This window comes from Nonomuraea sp. 3N208, assembly GCF_052245935.1.
Taxonomy (GTDB): domain Bacteria; phylum Actinomycetota; class Actinomycetes; order Streptosporangiales; family Streptosporangiaceae; genus Nonomuraea.
In genome coordinates this window covers 260,611-277,945 of the sequence record NZ_JBQQBR010000001.1, presented here as the reverse complement: position 1 = coordinate 277,945, position 17,335 = coordinate 260,611, and the positions used below count along the sequence as shown (strand labels likewise).

Below are 17,335 nucleotides of genomic sequence, written 5' to 3'. Positions count from 1 at the left end.
TGAGGCCGACATGAGCGGTGACGACTTCGCGGGGACGGCGCTTGCTCAACGTCTGCGCGAGCTCCGCGAAAGCCAATGGCCTGATGTGCATGTCACGCAGGCCCAGCTGCGCGAGGCGTTCAAGATCAGCGTTCCGCTGATCTCCTCCTGGGAGTCAAGCTCGGTGATCAAGATCCCGCCGTTGCATCGGCTGGAGAAGTACGCCAGGTTCTTCGCGACCAAACGATCCGTCGACAACGGCACGGCCCGCCTGCTCGACGAATCCGAGCTGACCCCGGACGAACGCGACGAGCACAAGAAGCTGCTCACCGAGCTGACCAAGCTACGTCAGGCGGCGCTGCGACAGCAGAGCTCCGGCGAGGTCTTCGAGCCGGAACTCGCCGAGGGCGCCCACCGCCGCGGCCCATGGCACTTCCCCAGGGGCGAGCCGATCACGATCATCTGCTCACAGATCCCGGAAGAGGACCGCGCCAGGATCCCGAAGGCGGACCCCGCGAACGCCGATTACACCGAGCTCTACCGCTACTCGGACCTGGACTCGTTATTCGAGTTGTGGGGTCACGTGCGGAACGTGAACCGGCACAGCCGGGCGGCGGTGCGCACCAGGGACGATCTCCAATCCGACGACCTGACCACCCATGTCGTGCTCCTGGGCGGCGTGGACTACAACGCGGTCACCGCGTCCACGCTCGCGCGCATCGAGCTCCCGGTGCGGCAGGTCCCCGACTGGGAGGGCGAAAAGGGACCGTATTTCGAGGTCGAGACAGATGGGGACACGCAGCGGTACTATCCGGTCACAGTGGGTTCTGGCGATAACCTTCGACTACTGGAGGATGTCGCCTTCTTCTATCGCGGGGTGAACCCCTACAACGTCGAACGCACTTTGACGATATGCAACGGGATATTCGCCAGAGGCGTGTACGGGGCGGTCCGGGCGCTGACCGACGCTCGATTCCACGACAGGAACGCCGGCTATCTGGAGTCGCGGTTCGGCGACGCGGAGTCGTACAGCATTCTGATGCGGGTCGGGGTCCAGGGCAGAGCCGTCGTCACGCCTGACTGGACCATCGACGCGTTCCGGTTACACGAATGGCCGGAGCCCACCAATGGAGACTGAAATAGCAACGGTCAGGACGCAGCATCACCACGGCTCCCACCGGCATCTGGCGGACATGTACGACGAGGGTCCCGTCAGCGCGAAGCCGGGAGCCGTCGATGCCATCGTCGTCCCCACGATCCGGCATCCGGCGTGGCTGAAACACGTCATTCGCCTGGCGAGCGCGCTCGGTTGTCCCCTCGTGACGCTGCACAGCCGCAAATGGAGCAAGCCGGAGCTCGCGGCCCTGTTGATGCCGAGCGACGTCCAGTTCATCGCGATCGACATCGGCAATCCGGCCTCGCTCAACCTGCCGGACTTCGAGACGACGACTCAGCTGAAGAACACGCCGTTCGCCCGGGTGACCGACCTGAGCGCGAAACGCAACGTCGGACTTCTGCTGGCCCGGCTGATGGGCTGGGAGCGCATCGTCTTCCTGGATGACGACATCGAGGTGGGCAGTCATGAGGAGGTCGCGCGTGCTGCGGCTCTGCTCGACGAGTACGACGCGGTAGGCATGCATATCGGTGGCTACCCGGATAATTCGGTGGTGTGCCACGCGCACCGGCTGGCCGGAGGAGATCAGGACTCGTTCGTGGGCGGCGGCGCCCTCGCCGTGGAGACGACGCGCAATCCGTCGTTCTTCCCCAATATTTACAACGAGGACTGGTTCTACCTGCTGGATGAGACGTCACTACGCCGGCTGGCGGTGACCGGGCAGGTGACGCAACGCGAGTACGACCCTTTTGACCGCCCCATTCGCGCACGGGACCAAGAGCTGGGCGACGTGCTGGCGGAGGGCGTCTATTGGCTGCTCGACGGAGGGAAGAAGACGGGTTGGGCGGGCGCGACCGACCCGGCGTACTGGACCCGTTTCCTCGCCCAGCGCAAGGCGTTCATCAGCGACGTGCTGCGCCGAGTCAGGCGGCTCCCGGCGGGCTCTCTGAAGAACCGCCAGGCCATGGAGGCATCGCTCGAAGCCGCGCTGGGCCGCCATCATCGCATCGACGAGGTGCTCTGCGTCTCCTATATCGAAGCTTGGAGGGAAGACCGCCGCCGATGGGCCGAGCACTTCGCCGGGACCCCGCAGCTGGACTCGGCCGCTGACGCGATGAAATGGCTCGTGAAAGACAGTGAGCCGCAATTGCGCTGGTGGACGTCCATGGCCTAGACGATGTTGATTCACCCGAGTGCCAACAGGGAATCTGTCCGTCCGTGGGGGCACCAGATATACGCAAAGCCGACCATACCGATCTCCGCAGGATAGTCCGGTCGCTCGGGCAGAAGGCGTATTTCCGCGACCGGCTGTCCAGGCAAGAGGCCGGGCACGGGTTCCTCCTCGTCGCCTGGGAGCGGAACACGGCGGTGGGCGACGTCTACGTGTGGCTGGCGCCCGCCGAGGAGCCGGAGTTGCGTGCCCACTTACCGGGTGTCGCGCTGCTCACCCACCTGGAGGTCATCGCCGGGCGCCGTAACGAGGGGATCGGGACGCAGCTGCTGTGGGCGGCCGAGGACCGGCTCTTCGCCACCGGCCACGAACAGGTCGCCCTCGGCGTCAGGCTGGACAACCTCGCCGCCCAGCGGCTGTATCACCGCCGAGGGTATGTCGAATGGCCGCATGGGCAGGTGGCCACAACGGAGGTCGTGTATCGCCCGGACGGCACGTACGAACGGCGGCCGGAAGTGTGCCGCATCATGGTCAGGCAACTCGGCCGCAACCGTTTCCGCTGACCCGCCGCAGCCGAGCGTGAGGAGCATGTCAGGGCACGCCACCCCGCCGCGCCACATGCGGCCCCGCCACATGCGGCCCCGCCACATGCGGCCCCGCCACATGCGGCCCCGCCACATGTGGCCCTGGCACGTGTCCCGCGGCACGATGTCACCGCGCCGGTCAGGCAAGGAGCGGCGGCCGGGGAGAGCCGGCCCGGCGTCCCTGCGGGTGGCCGGTCGATCAGCGCGGGTTGGAGATCATGGGCGCGAACCGGTTACCGGCGCTGGGTGGCCCAGCGGCGGATCGTGTCGATCCGCTCCTGGATCTGCTCGGCCGTGGCCTGGGCGATCGGTGGGCCGCCGCAGGAGCGTCGCAGCTCCGCATGGATGACCCCATGCGGCTGCCCCGTGCGATGGTTCCAGGCACCCACCAGGCCGTTGAGCTCCCGCCGCAGCTCGGCGATCTGCTCGTGCGGCGCCAGCGCCTCGGGCGGCTCCTCCGCAGGCTGCTGCTTGCGCTTGGCGGCCTGCTGGTCCGACTGCCGTTTGCGGAGGAGAGTCGCCACCTGGTCGGGCTCCAGCAAACCGGGCAGGCCGATGAAGTCTTCTTCCTCGGCGGAGCCGACCTCCGCGCCCGTGCCGAACTCGCCGCCGTCGAACAACACCCGGTCGAAGGTGGCCGACGTCTCCATCGTCTCGAACGGCAGCTCGTCGCCAAGGACGTCCGGGTTGTCCTTCTTGCGGTTGGCATCCTCCAGGAGGCTGTCGTCGAGGCCGTCCTCCGGAGGCCGCTTGTTGAGCACGTGGTCGCGCTCCACCTCCATCTCGTTGGCCAGCCCCATGAGCGTGGGCACCGAGGGGAGGAAGACCGAGGCCATCTCGCCGCGCTTGCGGGCACGCACGAAACGCCCCACCGCCTGGGCGAAGAAGAGCGGGGTCGAGGTCGAGGTGGCGTAGACGCCGACGCACAGGCGGGGGATGTCGACGCCTTCCGAGACCATGCGTACGGCGACCAGCCAGCGGTCTTGAGACGCGCCGAACTGCTTGATCTTCTTCGAGGCGCCGGGGTCGTCGGAGAGGACCACGGTGGCGCCCTCGCCGGTGATGTTGCGCAGGTGGCGGGCGTACGCGCGGGCGGTCTCATGGTCGGTGGCGATGACCAGGCCGCCCGCGTCGGGCACGCCCCTGCGCACCTCGGTGAGGCGGCGGTCGGCGGCCTGCATGACCTGGCGGATCCAGTCGCCCTTGGGGTCGAGCGCGGCCCGCCACGCCTGCGAGAGCTGGTCCTTGGTGAGCGGCGTGCCGAGCGTCGCGGCGAGCTCGTCGCCGGCGCGCGTGCGCCACTTCATCTCACCGGAGTAGGCGAGGAAGATGACCGGCCGCACGACCCCGTCGTCCAGGGCGGGCCCGTAGCCGTAGGAGTAGTCGGCGACGCTGCGTTTGAGGCCCTCCCCATCCTCCTCGTACGCGACGAAGGGGATCGGGTTGTCGTCGGACCTGAACGGCGTCCCGGTGAGCTGGAGCCGGCGCGTCGCGGGCTCGAACGCCTCCTTCACGCCGTCGCCCCACGACTTGGCGTCGCCCGCGTGGTGGATCTCGTCGAAGATGATCAGCGTCTTGCGTGCCTCAGTGCGCGCCCTGTGCAGGGCCGGGTGCATGGCGACCTGCGCATACGTCACCGCGACCCCGGTGTAGTCGCGCGACGTCGTGCCCTGGCTGTTCTTGAACTCCGGATCGATGCCGATGCCGACCTTCCCGGCGGCGTCGGCCCACTGACGCTTGAGGTGCTCGGTGGGGGTCACGATGGTGATCGCCCTGATCACCCCGCGGCTGAGCAGCTCGCTGGCGATGCGCAGGGCGTAGGTCGTCTTGCCCGCGCCCGGCGTCGCCACGGTGAGGAAGTCACGTGGCTCCCGCCTGAAGTAGAGGTCGAACGCCTCTTGCTGCCAGGCACGCAGCTTTTGGGCGGTGCCCCATGCGGCGCGGTCTGGATAGGAAGGCGAAAGGTGGGACGCGGCGAAGGTGCTCACCGCATCACCTCTGGGGTTCGTGTGCTTCGCTCTCTCACAGTGACCCAAGAGTAATCGGGCCCACCGACAAGACGTGCCGTGCGCCGTGGATTCTGGCCAAGGTCTCCCTCACGTGCTATGCCGCTTGTCGGATGCTCGTCATGACCGCGTCGAGGGCCTGCCTGCCTGCGGTTTCCTCGGGTTGGAGCAGCCCGACGAGCAGGACGGCCTTGTCGCCGCGAGTGACCAGCATCACTCTCATGAAGGCGGGCCGGTTGACCACGTCCTGGTATTCCGCCCGCAGCGCCCGTGTGTGGCCCCCGGGGATCTCCTTGTCTTCCACGATGTTCACGCGGTCGCCCTTGAGCAGGAGCCTGGAGTAAAGCTCCGCCGCCTGGGCCGTGGCCTCCTTGGCGTTCTCCAGGCCGCCGGGCACCGGCCTGGCCATGACCAGGCCCCCGTTCCCGTTCCTGACGACCGAGGTGAACCCCGTCACCGGAGGCACCGCCCCCACGCTCCATCCCTGTGGCAACGTCGCGGTCACCCCGGCCAGCGTGTCGCTCAGCGCGCCCGTCTCCGCCTGTGGCTCGGTGATCCGCAACACCACCGCGGTCGCCCCCGCCACCAGCCCTGTCCCGGCTAACAGCGCCGCGAGCACGCCTGCCCACCGCCGCCACATATGCGTGCCCGCGCGCCTGCGCGTCCCGGGATCCGCCGGGGTGCCGTAGAGCCGGGCGGACGGCGGCAGTGTGTCCCATGGCGGCGCGGACAACGGCGCTCCGCCTTCCCGCCCCCAGCCCGCAGCCGGTTCCGCGCGTCCCCAGTCATCGAGCTCCGCCGTATGCTCCGGGCCCCGTCCCCAGCCCCCAGCCGGCTCCGGGCTTCCGCCCGGCGGCCAATCCGGACCGTCGCCGGGGTCGCGTTCAGTGGTCCTGCGGATGCGGGGGTTCCACGGCTCGCCGAGATCCTCGCTCTCCCCCACGTCCAAGTCGAGCGGGTGCGGCTTCCGGGGACGCCCCTGACGCGGCTCCTCGTCACGGCGCGCCGGAGCCCGGCCCCACTCGGGCTCCGTGTCCTCTGGAGGAGTACGGCGATGCCTGGCCCCCGGCTGAGGCGGCCAGACACGGTGATCACCCTCCATGACACCTCCTTGTCCCGCTGTCCTATCACTCCTCGCCACGAGGATCCGGCGAACCGTGATCGATGTGACAGGAGGTGCGGAATTCAGCGGATGCGCGCGGCGAGCACCGTGGCGGCCAGCCCGATGACCGCCATGAGGAGGCAGATGACGACGAAGCCGGTGGCGATCTCGGCGGAGGTGTGCCCGATGAGGTTGATCAGTGCCCCGCCGACCCCGATCGCCAGCGCTGACCCCAGCATGTCCGTCACCGACAGCGCCGCCGAGTTGGCCCCCTGCTCGTTCACCGGTGACTGCTTGAGCGCCGTGACGCTGATGGTGGCCATGCCGAGCCCCATCCCGAACCCGGCCACGATCCACGCGGGCACCGCGACCCACCCGGTCATCCCCGGCAGGACGGACAGCAGGGACAACAGGACGCCCGCGGTCACACCTGCCGCCCCGAACCTGATCCTCCGGTACGGTTCCACGTCCCGCCGGCTCTGCAGGTACGAGCCCGCCGACCAGCCGAGCGCCCCCGTCGTCAGCGCGATTCCCGCCTCCCTCACATCGAACCCCCTCACTTCCTGCAGCGCCAGCGGGATGAAGGAGTTCACCCCGAAGAAGGCGGCCGAGAAGAACCCGCGCATCAGCACGGTCATGGGCAGCCCTCGGGTGAACCGCAGCGCGCCGGGCGGCAGCAGCCGGTACAGACCGTAGATCAGGAACCCCAGCCCGGCCGCCGTCTCAAGAGCGCCCTGCACCGGAGCGAGGTGGAGCCGGTCCACCCCGTGCAGCAACGCCGCCGCCCCGCCGGCCGTCGCGGCCGCGGCCAGCGTCATCGCCAGCGGCCGCGAACGCGGACCGTCCCCGGGCGCGTCATCGGAGGAGCTCGGCCTCCGCAGCGCGGGGACCAGCATCAGCAATGCGGGCACGATCAGCGGGATGATCCCGTAGAAGACGTACCGCCAGCCCCACTGCTCCGCCACGGATCCCGCGATGGCCGGGCCGACCATGGAGGGCACCACCCAGGCGGCGGAGATCGCGGCGAACGCCTTGGGCCGCATCTCGGCCGGATAGACCCGCGCGATCATCACGAACAGCGCCACGATCGAGGCCCCGGCGCCCAGCCCTTGAACGGCCCGCGCCGCCAGGAACATCATCGCCGACTGCGCGGCCCCCGCCAGTCCCATACCGGCCACGAACAGCATCAACCCGGCCACGAACGGCATCGGGTAACCGCGCCGGTCCGCCCAGAGCCCGGCCACCACGTTCGCGAACAAGCTGGAGATCAGGAAGGCGGAGAAGCTCAGGCCGTAAAGGTCCAACGCGTCCAGCTCATGGGCCACCTCAGGCATGACCACCCCGACCGACATGCCCTCGAAGGCCACGAGCGTGACGACGAGCAGGATGCCGAGGGTGGCGGTGCGGTAGGCCGGGCCGAGGATCCGGGGAGGTCTGTGGGGAGCGTCGAGTGCTTTCGGTCCTGTCACCCCAACATCGTAATTAGCCGCACAAACTAAATATCTGAGGTGTGCCGGTACGCCGCCCACATCTGGTGCATCCGTTCCGCCTGCCCCTTCGTGAACTCCGCCATGCATCGGTCGTGGGTGTAGTTCATGAAGTTCCGCATGGGATCCCGCCCGGCCTGCGTGCAGGTGTCCTTGTGCGCCGGGCACGCCTCGGTCGGCCGGGCCTCCGCCGGGGTGTCGTGGATGCCGTCGCCCGGCTCTTTACAGCCGTTCTCGAAGGTGTGGAACAGGCCGAGCCAATGCCCGATCTCGTGGACGCCGGTGAAGCCCCGGTTGTAGTTGGTCATCGTCCCGCCCGGCAGGCTGCGCCAGTCGATCACGACGCCGTCGAGCAGGGGCGCGCCCGCGTACCAGTAGGGGTAGCTGGCGAAGCCCAGCATCAGCTCGCTGAGCTGGGCGATGTAGAGGTTGAGCGTGTCTGCCGAGCCCTGGTGCAGCGCGTTCTTCATCGCCTGCTCGTTGCCCACGGGATCGGCGAACCAGGCGGCGTTTTCCTTGACCGAAATGCCGTCGAGCCGGAATCGTACGCCGGTGTCCACACCGCCGAAGGCGCCGCCGTACGCGGAGTTGAGCACCGCGATCTGGCCCCTGATCGCCTGCGCGGAGACCTTGCGTACGCCTCGGGTGAGGACGTGCACGCGGGTGGGCACGGTGATCTTGGTGGGTGGCGTGACCCCGGCCAGCCGACGGTCGAGCTGCGCCATGACCTTGGCCACGTCTTCCGGGTGGGGCGAGCGCGGCCCCGGCGTGCTCCTGGGCGGGGATCCGGCGCACACGGCGGCCTGGGCGGCACCGAGGTGGAGCGGTGGCGCGATCCCCACTGCAAGCAGGCATGCCAACGAGACGGCGGTCGCGCGCCGGGCCATGGGGTCCCCCAATAACGGTACGAGCTGGTCTGGCTACAGACCGTAGCTCTACCTGGGGGGATTACCCCTCAGCAACACTCACTGCTTGTTGTCGCCCTGGTCTCCGCCACCCGCAGGCAGACCTTCGTAGATCTCCTTGCACTCCGGGCAGACCGGATATTTCTTGGGGTCGCGGCTGGGCACCCAGACCTTGCCGCACAGGGCGCGGATGGGGGTGCCGGTCACCATGCTCTCAGTGATCTTGTGCTTGTCCGCGTAGTGCGCGAACCGCTCATGATCGCCGTCGCCGTGCGACGTCCGCGGCGTGGTCTCCTGCTTTGGGAGGATCTTCGTGCTCACCCCCCCGATTTTATGCCCCCGCCGCGACCGCCTCCCCCACATGGCGGTACGGCCCCCGCCGCGTGGCGGAAGCCGTACCCGATGATCAACCCACGTGGACCGGCTGGCCCTCGGTCTTGCGGCCCGACTTCACGAAGAGAGTCAGGGCGGCGGTGAGCACCGCGATGCCGGTGCTGACAAGGAAGGCCACGGACATGCCGTCCATGAACGAGTTGTGCACGGCGTCCACGATCGGCTGCCCCAGCCCGGGCGGCGCCGCCCCGAACGCGGCCGCCTTCTCCAGCCCCTCCAACTGCGCGGCCGGGATCGCCTGGGCCGCCGGGCCGAGGTGGCCGGGCAGCGTGGCCGAGATCTGGGCGGCCATCACGGCGCCCAGGACCGCGGTGCCGAGCGCGCCGCCGACCTGCATGGCCGACTGCTGGACGCCGCCCGCCACGCCGGTCATCTCCACCGGGGCATTGCCGACGATGATCTCCGTGGCGCCCACGAAGACCGGCGACATGCCGAAGGCCAGCAGCAGGAACGGGATGCCGCTCTCGATGAACGACGCGTCGATGCTGAGCCTGGACATGAGGAACATCGAGAGTGCGGTGACCAGCAGACCCGCCGCCATCGTGAGCCTCGGCCCGAATCTGCCGAGCGCCATGCCCGCCAGCGGCGAGGCGAAGATCATGCCGGCACTCATCGGCAACATGCGCAGGCCTGCCTCCAACGGGGACAGACCGTGCACGCCCTGGAAGAAGAAACCCAGGAAGAACATCGCGCCGAACATGGCGAACGCGACCATCATCATCAGCACGGTGCCGATGGAGATCGAGGCGTTCCTGAACAACGACAGCGGCACCAGCGGCTGTCGAGCCTTGCTCTGCCAGAAGATGAAGGCCCCGATGAGCAACGCGAACACGGCCACGAAGGTCAGGGTCGTGCTGTCGCCCCAGCCCCACTCGGGCGCCTTGATGATCGTCCAGACGAGCGCGAACATCGCGCCGGACAGCAGCAGCACGCCCAGCCAGTCGATCCTGGCCAGCGTCTGAGCCCGGCTGTCCTTGATCAGGAGGGTGCCCATGATCAGGGCGACGATGCCGACGGGCGCGTTGATGAAGAAGACCGTCTGCCAGCTCGCCTGCTCGACCAGCACACCGCCCACGATGGGCCCCGCGGCGCTGGACAGACCGATGATCGCGCCCCAGGCCCCCATCGCCTGGTTCAGCTTCTCACCAGGGAATGCGGTACGCAGCAACGCCAGGGCGGCGGGCTGGAGCAGCGCGCCGAACAGGCCCTGCAGCACCCGCAGGCCGATCAACGCGCCGACGGGCGTGACGCCGGGAATGACGTCGGCCAGTTCGGCGCTGAAGCCGATGCCCACCGAGGAGAGCGCAAAGCCGCCCACACCGATGAGGAAGACCCGCTTGTGCCCGAACAGGTCGCCCAGCTTCCCCGCGGTGATCAGGAAGACCGCCAGAGCCAGCAGGTAACCGCTGGTGACCCACTGCAGGTCGGACAGCGAGGCCTTGAGGTCGGCCTGGATGGACGGGTTGGCGATGCCCACGACCGTGCCGTCGAGCATCACCATGATGACGCCCAGACTGACGGCCAGCAGCACCAGCCACGGATTTCCCCCTGTCCCCGTCTTCACAGAGCCAGGCGATGGCGGTGCATCGACCGCCTTCGCGTTCGCCATGAAGTCCCCCTCAGTACACATACGCCCACATCAGGGCATAGATCTCGTAAGCCTCGGGTAATCTATGTCAGTCGATGACAAATGACAAATGACTTTTAATCGGCAGCAGGTGACTTATGGCACACTGTGACAGGAAGGTTGCGAGGGAGTGACGGCTGTGGGTCTTCGAGAACGCAAGAAGGAGAAGACACGCCTGGCGATCCTCGACGCCGCGCTCGACCTGTTCCTCGAACAAGGATACGAGTCGACCACGGTGGAGCAGATCGCGGGCGTCGTCGACATCTCCCCCCGCACCTTCTTCCGTTACTTCACCAGCAAAGATCACCTGGTGCTGTGGTTCCACGACCACGGTGAGGAGATCATGCTGGAGACCCTGGCGTTCCGCCCGCAGGACGAGCCCCCGTTCAACGCCCTCATGCACGCGCTGCGCGCGGTGCTGAGCGACATGCAGGGCTCAACGCCGGACGAGTCCGCCAGGTTCCTGAAACTGCGCCGGATCCTGGAGGAGAATCCGCGCCTGATCGGCCAGTCGGTGGCCAGGGGCGCGCAGACCGAGCGGCGTCTGGCGGAGCTGGTGGCAGAGCGCCGGGGCGCCGATCCCGACACCGACCAGCTGTCCCACCTGATCGTGGCGTTCGCCATGTCCACGTTGCGCGTGGGGTTCGAGTGCCCGCGCCGCGACGGGACGTTGTCGGAGATCACCGGCCGCATGGGGGAGACGATCGAGCTGGCCGAGCGCTCGCTCCAACCGGGCTGGGACCTACAGCCGCCCCGCTAGTTCATCGTGGCGTGCTCCGGGCACGTCGCCACGAAGGCCGGCTAGTTCATCGTGGGGTCGTCCGGGCACGTGGCCACGAAGGCCAGCTCGCCGGGCTGCCTGCGCAGCACGTGCCGCCAGAGCGAGCCGGGATCGGCGTGGAAGGTGTCGCCGGACTCGGAGTCGACGACGTACCAGGCGCCCTCGGCGATCTCGCTCTCCAGCTGTCCCGAGGACCAGCCCGCGTAGCCCGCGAAGATGCGCATCTGCGCGATCTCGCCCTGCAGGATCTCCGGCGGAGCGTCCAGATCCACCGTGCCGAGCCGGGACACGGCCGGGGTGCCCGCATGCAACCTGCGCCAGCCGAGCGGCTCCTCACCGCTCGGGACCGCCGCCAGCGCCAGCGCGCTGTCGGTCTGCACGGGCCCGCCCTCGAAGAGCACCGGCGGCCCGGTGACCAGTGGGTCCCACACAGGGAGGACTTGGGTCACCGAGATGTCGCTCGGCCTGTTGAGCACCACGCCCAGAGTGCCGCCGTCATGGTCATGTTCGAGGACCAGCACGACGCTACGCCGAAAGTTGGGGTCGTCGAGAAGCGGGGTCGCCACCAACAAACCGCCGACGTAGATCGCTTCCGCCATACATCCATCATGAAGGGTCGAAGGGGGTTCGCGCTGCCCCAGTGTGCCCATGTTACTTTACGCGGTCATTTGGGCACGTTGGGGCAGCGGCCACCATGCTGTACAGCCGTGTCGTCCGGCTCCTATGGGATGAACGCTCCGGCCCGGGCGGCGGCCAGCGCCCGCCGGACCGACCCTTCGGCGACCTCCGGAGTCACCGGCTCCCGCGTGACCACCAGGCGGTAGTAGATCGGGGCCGAGACCGCCCGGATCACCTCCATGGCGTCGGTCCCCTTGGGGAGCTCCCCCCGCTGGATCGCCAGTTCCACAGCGCCGGCCCATTCTTCGATGCGGCGCAGATAGAAGGCCCGCAAGGCGTTGGCCGCCTGCCGGTCGCAGGTGGCCGCGGCGATCATCGCCTGGAACGTGGCCCCGAGCCGCCCGTCGTTGACCGCCTCGCACACGCCCAGGGCGTTGGCCCGCAGGTCCGTCTCGACCGAGCCGGTGTCGGCATGCGGCGTGGACTGGTCGGCCAGCTCGATCATGAGGTCGGTGACCAGGCCCGCCGGACTCCCCCAGCGCCGGTAGACCGTGGTCTTGCCGACGCCCGCCCTGGCCGCCACCTGATCCATGGTGAGGCCGTGGAAGCCGCGCTCGACCAGCTCATCCTGGGTCGCCTCGAGCACGGCAGCGCGCACGCGCGCCGTGCGGCCGCCCGGCCGCACCGTTCCCGCCGAGCGGGAAAGTTGTTCCATCAAGTCTCCTCGTCGGACTACGGCATGCCCAACTAACGGGACGTATATCCCATTAGCTGTAATGCGTGGACGGCGCAGGCTGTTCCTGGGCTCTTGTTGCGGGCCGCGTCGTTCGCGGGGCTCTCTGCGCTGTGGCTCGAAGGAAGCGTTGCCGCCGGCGCAATTCTAGGGCCGAGCGGCCGTGGAAATAGGTGCGGACGGCGTGTTCGGCAATACCGAACCTCACTGCGCTAGGGTGCCCATTGTGGGAGAGACGATTCAGTCGGTCGAACGGGCCGCCGCGATCCTGCGGCTGCTCGCCTCCGGTCCCCGGCAGCTCGGGGTGGCCGAGCTGGCCAGGGCCCTGGGCCTGCCGAAGGGCACACTGCACGGCATCCTGCGCACGCTGGTCCGGGTCGGCTTCGTCGAGCAGGACCAGGCCACGGGGAAATACCGCCTCGGGGCCACGCTGCTGCACCTCGGCAGCAGCTACCTCGACGTCAACGAGCTGCGCACCCGGGCCATCAACTGGGCCGACGCGCTGGCCGGGCGGAGCAGGGAGAGCGCCTGGATCGGCACCCTGCACGAGGGCCACGTCCTGGTGATCCATCACGTGTTCCGGCCCGACGACAGCATGCAGACCCTGCAGGTGGGCACATACCTACCGACCCACGCCAGCGCGCTGGGCAAGGTCCTGCTCGCCTACGACCCGTACGGCGAGGCCTTCACTCCGCCGCTGCAGCCGCACACCAAGAAGACCATCGTCGACCCCGGTCTCCTGGAGACGGAGCTGGAACTGGTCAGGACGCGCGGCTGGGCGGCCGAGATGGAGGAGCTGACCGAGGGCGAGGTGGCCATCGCCGCGCCCATCAAGGACTCGCGCGGCATCGTGGTGGGCGCCATCGGCATCCGCGGCGCGGTCGAGCGGCTGGCGCCGGAAGGGGGCCTGCACATGGAGTTCGTCTCATACGTACGCGACGCGGCCCGCGCGATCACCCGCGATCTCGCCCGCTGAGCAAAACAGTTGAACGCCCACGGGCAACCGAATAATATTTCTCTCGTTGTTCGACATTGTCGAACCCGAACCTTGCGAGGAACCCCAGTGCCTCGACCGCATTACGTCGCCGCCATCGACCAGGGCACCACGTCCAGCCGCTGCATCGTCTTCGACCAGGCCGGCCACATCGTCTCCGTCGCCCAGCGGGAGCACCGCCAGATCTTCCCAAAGCCCGGCTGGGTGGAGCACGACGCGGCCGAAATCTGGCAGGCCGCGCAGGGGGTGATGGAGGACGCCCTCGGCGGTCTGGACGGCGAGATCGCCGCGCTCGGCATCACCAACCAGCGCGAGACCACCGTGTTGTGGGACCGGGCGACCGGGCGGCCGGTGTGCCCCGCCATCGTCTGGCAGGACACACGCACGGCGCCGCTGACCCACGCACTGGCCGAGCACGAGCAACTGTTCAAGGAGAAGGCCGGGCTGCCGCTCACGACCTATTTCTCCGGGCCGAAGATCCGCTGGCTGCTCGACGAGCATCCGGGGCTGCGGGAGCGGGCCGAGCGCGGCGAGGTGCTGTTCGGCACGATGGACAGCTGGCTGCTCTGGAACCTCACCGGTCGCCACGTCACCGACGTCACCAACGCCAGCCGTACGATGCTGATGAACATCCACACGCTGGCCTGGGACGACGAGCTGCTGGCCGCGCTGGGCGTGCCACGCGCGATGTTGCCCGAGATCCGCCCGTCCGCCGAGGTCTACGGCCACACGCCGGGCGGCATCCCGGTGGCCTCGGCGCTCGGCGATCAGCAGGCGGCGTTGTTCGGGCAGACCTGCTTCGCGCCCGGCGAGACCAAGAGCACCTACGGCTCCGGCAGCTTCCTGCTGATGAACACCGGCCACGAGCCGGTCGTCTCCAAGCACGGCCTGCTGACCACGGTCGGCTACCAGATCGGCGACACCCCGGCTACTTACGCGCTTGAGGGCGCGATCGCGGTCACCGGGTCCCTGGTGCAGTGGCTGCGCGACAACCTGGGCCTGATCTCCAGCGCGGCCGAGATCGAGACGCTGGCCAAGACGGTGGACGACAACGGCGGCTGCTATTTCGTGCCGGCGTTCTCGGGGCTGTTCGCGCCGCACTGGCGCTCGGACGCGCGCGGCGTGATCGCGGGGCTGACGGGGTTCGTCACCAAGGGGCACATCGCGCGGGCCGTGCTGGAGGCCACCGCGTGGCAGACCCGCGAGGTCGTGGACGCGATGAACGCCGACTCGGGCCTGGACCTGACCACGCTGCGCGCCGACGGCGGCATGACCGCCAACAACCTGCTCATGCAGACGCTCGCGGACGTGCTGGCGGTGCCGGTGATCCGGCCCATGGTGTCCGAGACCACCGCGCTGGGCGCCGCCTACGCCGCGGGCCTCGCGACCGGCTACTGGCCGGACATCGACAGCCTGCGCGCCAACTGGCACAAGGCCGCCGAGTGGCGCCCGGCGATCGACGAGGTCGCCCGCGATCGGGAATACCGCAACTGGAAAAAGGCCGTGGCCCGCACCCTCGACTGGGTGGAGCAGTAGGAGTATGGCGATGATGATCGCGATGGGTACCGAGCGCGCGCGGATCCGCGAGGAGCTGTCCAGCGCCACCTTCGACCTGCTCGTGATCGGGGGCGGCATCCTGGGCACGTCGGTGACATGGATGGCGGCCCAGGCCGGGCTGCGGGTCGCGATGGTGGACGCGGGCGACTTCGCCGGCGCCACCTCCAGCGCCTCCTCCAAGCTCGTCCACGGCGGCCTGCGCTACCTGCAGACCGGCAACGTCAGACTGGTGGCCGAGAACCACCGCGAGCGGCGTGCCCTGGCCGCTGACATCGCGCCGCACCTCGTCAAGCCGCTGACGTTCCTGGTGCCGATCTACAAGGGCGGACCGCACGGGGCCGCCAAGCTGGGCGCGGGGGTGTTCCTGTACTCGGCGCTGTCGGTGTTCGGCGACGGCATGGGCAAGGTGATCACGCCGCAGCAGGCGGTCTCCAAGGTGCCCGCGCTGCGTACCGAGGGCCTGCGCGCCGCCGCCGTCTACGGCGACCACCAGATGAACGACAGCCGCGTCGCGGTCATGACCGTGCGGGCCGCGGTGGACGCCGGCGCGATCGTGCTCAACCACGCCGAGGTCGTCGACCTGCGCAAGACCGGCGGCACCGTGACCGGCGCCGAGTTGCGCGACCGGCTCGACGGCACCGAGTTCGGCGTGTCCGCCCGCCTCGTGCTCAACGCCACCGGGCCGTGGGTGGACCACCTGCGGCGGATGGAGGACCCCGGCGCGGACCCGAGCATCCGGCTCTCCAAGGGCGCGCACCTGGTCCTGCGCCGCCACGAGCCGTGGAAGGCGGCGCTGACCACGCCGATCGACAAGTACCGGGTGTCGTTCGCCATCCCGTGGGAGGACCATCTGCTGCTCGGCACGACAGACGAGCCGTACGAGGGCGACCCGGCCAAGGTGCGGCCCACCGAGGCCGACATCACGCAGATCCTCGACGAGGCCGGGCATTCCGTACGCGACGAGCAGCTCAAGCGCGAAGACATCACCTACGCCTTCGCGGGGCTGCGCGTGCTGCCCGGAGGTCCGGGCCAGGTGGCGGCGGCCAAGCGGGAGACCGTGCTGACCAGGGGCAAGGGCGGCATGCTCTCAGTGGCGGGCGGCAAGTGGACGACCTACCGGCACATCGGCAGGCACGTGCTCGACACGCTCGCCCACCTGCCGGGGCGGCCGCTCGGCGACGACCTGGCCGACATCCTGCCCGCCATGCCGCTGCCCGGGCTGGCCAGCCCCGACGCGGTTGCCATGCGGCTGTGGACGGACCGGGAGCGGGGCGCCCGTATGGATCCCCTGGTGGCCAGGCATCTGGCCACACACTACGGTTCGATCGCATTCGACCTGGTCAGGCTCATCCGCGAGGACCCGGCGCTGGGCGAGCGCATCCACCCGGACGGGCCCGACATCTGGGCGCAGGCGCTCTTCGCACGCGACCACGAGTGGGCAGCCACGGTGGACGATATCGTACGCCGCCGCACCACCCTCACCGTCCGCGGCCTCGACACGCCCGACGTGCGCGCCAGGATCGCCCAACTGCTCGGCCGAGCCCCGTTGAAGCCCTAACCCTCCCTCGCACTCTCACGGTGCTGGGCGTGATCCTGCCGGGGTAGGCCTTCCGCACGGTGCCCGGCCAGCTGGCCGCTTGGGCAGAGCCCTCTGCCCGGTGTGCATCCGCTGACGGCGCGGAGCAACAGAGGTCGCCGGGGGCTGGTCATTGAGATCGGGGATCTACGCACACAACGGGGGTGGGCTGTGGGGACCTGGGGGCTGTGTGGGTTACGCCCCCGCGCGGCGCCGAGGGTGGGGCGGCTGGAGTGGGTCGCTAGCCGTCCAGCCAGGCATCGATGAGTCGCTCGGCTGTGGTCCCCGCCCAGTCCCATATCTCTGCTGGAGAATGACCGAGGGACGCGGCTACCAGCAGCACGCAGCCGATCAGCACCATCACGATCAGGGCTGTCTTCGGCCCACCGTTACTCTCGGCCTTCCCGCCGCTCCTTTCGCGCCTCGCGCGGCGGTGCCGGTCCGCATCGTCTTGTGCCCACTCCTTAAGGAAATCCTCGAACCGCCGTTGACCCCAACTGCCGCTCATCCGCTCCCCTTCCCAGGATGACGCCATGGTTGTCACCCATTGCTTGTATGACGCTACGGACCGTCAAATTGTTCGCCCGGGGCGCTCAGACGCAGAATCACCCCGCCGTCGACCGGGACGCCCAGAAAATCCGCTCGACCGCCCGCCACGAGGCCGACGAGCTGACCAACACCACCGCGCGCGAGGCCGCCAAGCTGCGA

16 protein-coding genes are annotated in these 17,335 nt (G+C 68.9%); 7 read left to right on the top strand and 9 right to left on the bottom strand.

Annotation, left to right across the window (positions count from 1 at the left end; translation table 11 throughout):
- Positions 1-10: 10 nt before the first annotated feature.
- Genes ACTWPT_RS01285 through ACTWPT_RS01275 form a run of 3 tightly spaced genes read left to right on the top strand, consistent with a single transcriptional unit; the run spans position 11 to position 2,827 of the window.
- On the top strand, positions 11-1,117 hold the full coding sequence (locus tag ACTWPT_RS01285; protein WP_443175336.1) for a helix-turn-helix domain-containing protein: 1,107 nt from the start codon (positions 11-13) through the stop codon (positions 1,115-1,117).
- 55 nt (positions 1,118-1,172) lie between these two features.
- On the top strand, positions 1,173-2,267 hold the full coding sequence (locus tag ACTWPT_RS01280) for a hypothetical protein (RefSeq protein ID WP_443175335.1): 1,095 nt from the start codon (positions 1,173-1,175) through the stop codon (positions 2,265-2,267).
- Between the two features lie 44 nt (positions 2,268-2,311).
- A complete protein-coding gene (locus ACTWPT_RS01275) occupies positions 2,312-2,827 on the top strand; it encodes a GNAT family N-acetyltransferase (RefSeq protein ID WP_443175334.1) in 516 nt (171 codons plus the stop codon).
- Between the two features lie 254 nt (positions 2,828-3,081).
- Here ACTWPT_RS01275 and ACTWPT_RS01270 read toward each other — a convergent pair whose 3' ends face one another.
- The 6 genes from ACTWPT_RS01270 to ACTWPT_RS01245 form a co-directional block, all read right to left on the bottom strand.
- Positions 3,082-4,836, bottom strand: a complete 1,755-nt coding sequence (locus ACTWPT_RS01270; RefSeq protein WP_443175333.1) for a DEAD/DEAH box helicase — start codon at positions 4,834-4,836, stop codon at positions 3,082-3,084.
- Positions 4,837-4,951: 115 nt separating this feature from the next.
- Complete coding sequence (locus tag ACTWPT_RS01265; RefSeq protein ID WP_443175332.1) at positions 4,952-5,956, bottom strand: hypothetical protein; 1,005 nt, start codon at positions 5,954-5,956, stop codon at positions 4,952-4,954.
- 83 nt (positions 5,957-6,039) lie between these two features.
- Positions 6,040-7,425, bottom strand: coding sequence for an MFS transporter (locus ACTWPT_RS01260; protein ID WP_443175331.1), 1,386 nt, complete (start codon positions 7,423-7,425; stop codon positions 6,040-6,042).
- Between the two features lie 26 nt (positions 7,426-7,451).
- Positions 7,452-8,330: a zinc metalloprotease gene (locus ACTWPT_RS01255; RefSeq protein ID WP_443175330.1), complete on the bottom strand. Its 879-nt coding sequence runs from the start codon at positions 8,328-8,330 to the stop codon at positions 7,452-7,454.
- Between the two features lie 78 nt (positions 8,331-8,408).
- Positions 8,409-8,669, bottom strand: a complete 261-nt coding sequence (locus tag ACTWPT_RS01250; protein ID WP_443175329.1) for a DUF3039 domain-containing protein — start codon at positions 8,667-8,669, stop codon at positions 8,409-8,411.
- An 85-nt stretch (positions 8,670-8,754) separates the two neighbouring features.
- The gene (locus ACTWPT_RS01245; protein WP_443175328.1) at positions 8,755-10,350 is read right to left on the bottom strand and encodes an MFS transporter; all 1,596 of its coding nucleotides are present in this window, start codon (positions 10,348-10,350) and stop codon (positions 8,755-8,757) included.
- 157 nt (positions 10,351-10,507) lie between these two features.
- On the opposite strand from ACTWPT_RS01245, the gene ACTWPT_RS01240 reads away from it, so the two are divergent.
- Positions 10,508-11,128: a TetR/AcrR family transcriptional regulator gene (locus ACTWPT_RS01240; RefSeq protein WP_443175327.1), complete on the top strand. Its 621-nt coding sequence runs from the start codon at positions 10,508-10,510 to the stop codon at positions 11,126-11,128.
- A 41-nt stretch (positions 11,129-11,169) separates the two neighbouring features.
- Here the strand turns inward: ACTWPT_RS01240 and ACTWPT_RS01235 are convergent, their stop codons facing one another.
- Both ACTWPT_RS01235 and ACTWPT_RS01230 read right to left on the bottom strand, forming a co-directional pair.
- Positions 11,170-11,748 carry a YqgE/AlgH family protein gene (locus ACTWPT_RS01235; RefSeq protein ID WP_443175326.1) on the bottom strand — a complete coding sequence of 193 codons (579 nt, stop codon included), beginning with the start codon at positions 11,746-11,748 and terminating at the stop codon, positions 11,170-11,172.
- A gap of 122 nt (positions 11,749-11,870) precedes the next feature.
- On the bottom strand, positions 11,871-12,482 hold the full coding sequence (locus ACTWPT_RS01230; protein ID WP_443175325.1) for a TetR/AcrR family transcriptional regulator: 612 nt from the start codon (positions 12,480-12,482) through the stop codon (positions 11,871-11,873).
- 244 nt (positions 12,483-12,726) lie between these two features.
- Here ACTWPT_RS01230 and ACTWPT_RS01225 point away from each other — a divergent pair, with 244 nt between their 5' ends.
- The 3 genes from ACTWPT_RS01225 (at position 12,727) to ACTWPT_RS01215 (ending at position 16,609) form a co-directional block, all read left to right on the top strand.
- A complete protein-coding gene (locus ACTWPT_RS01225) occupies positions 12,727-13,476 on the top strand; it encodes an IclR family transcriptional regulator (protein WP_443175324.1) in 750 nt (249 codons plus the stop codon).
- A gap of 87 nt (positions 13,477-13,563) precedes the next feature.
- The gene (glpK, locus tag ACTWPT_RS01220; protein ID WP_443175323.1) at positions 13,564-15,030 is read left to right on the top strand and encodes a glycerol kinase GlpK; all 1,467 of its coding nucleotides are present in this window, start codon (positions 13,564-13,566) and stop codon (positions 15,028-15,030) included.
- 22 nt (positions 15,031-15,052) lie between these two features.
- Positions 15,053-16,609, top strand: coding sequence for an FAD-dependent oxidoreductase (locus tag ACTWPT_RS01215; RefSeq protein ID WP_443175322.1), 1,557 nt, complete (start codon positions 15,053-15,055; stop codon positions 16,607-16,609).
- A gap of 259 nt (positions 16,610-16,868) precedes the next feature.
- Here the strand turns inward: ACTWPT_RS01215 and ACTWPT_RS01210 are convergent, their stop codons facing one another.
- Positions 16,869-17,135, bottom strand: coding sequence for a hypothetical protein (locus tag ACTWPT_RS01210; RefSeq protein ID WP_443175321.1), 267 nt, complete (start codon positions 17,133-17,135; stop codon positions 16,869-16,871).
- Between the last annotated feature and the right edge of the window lie 200 nt (positions 17,136-17,335).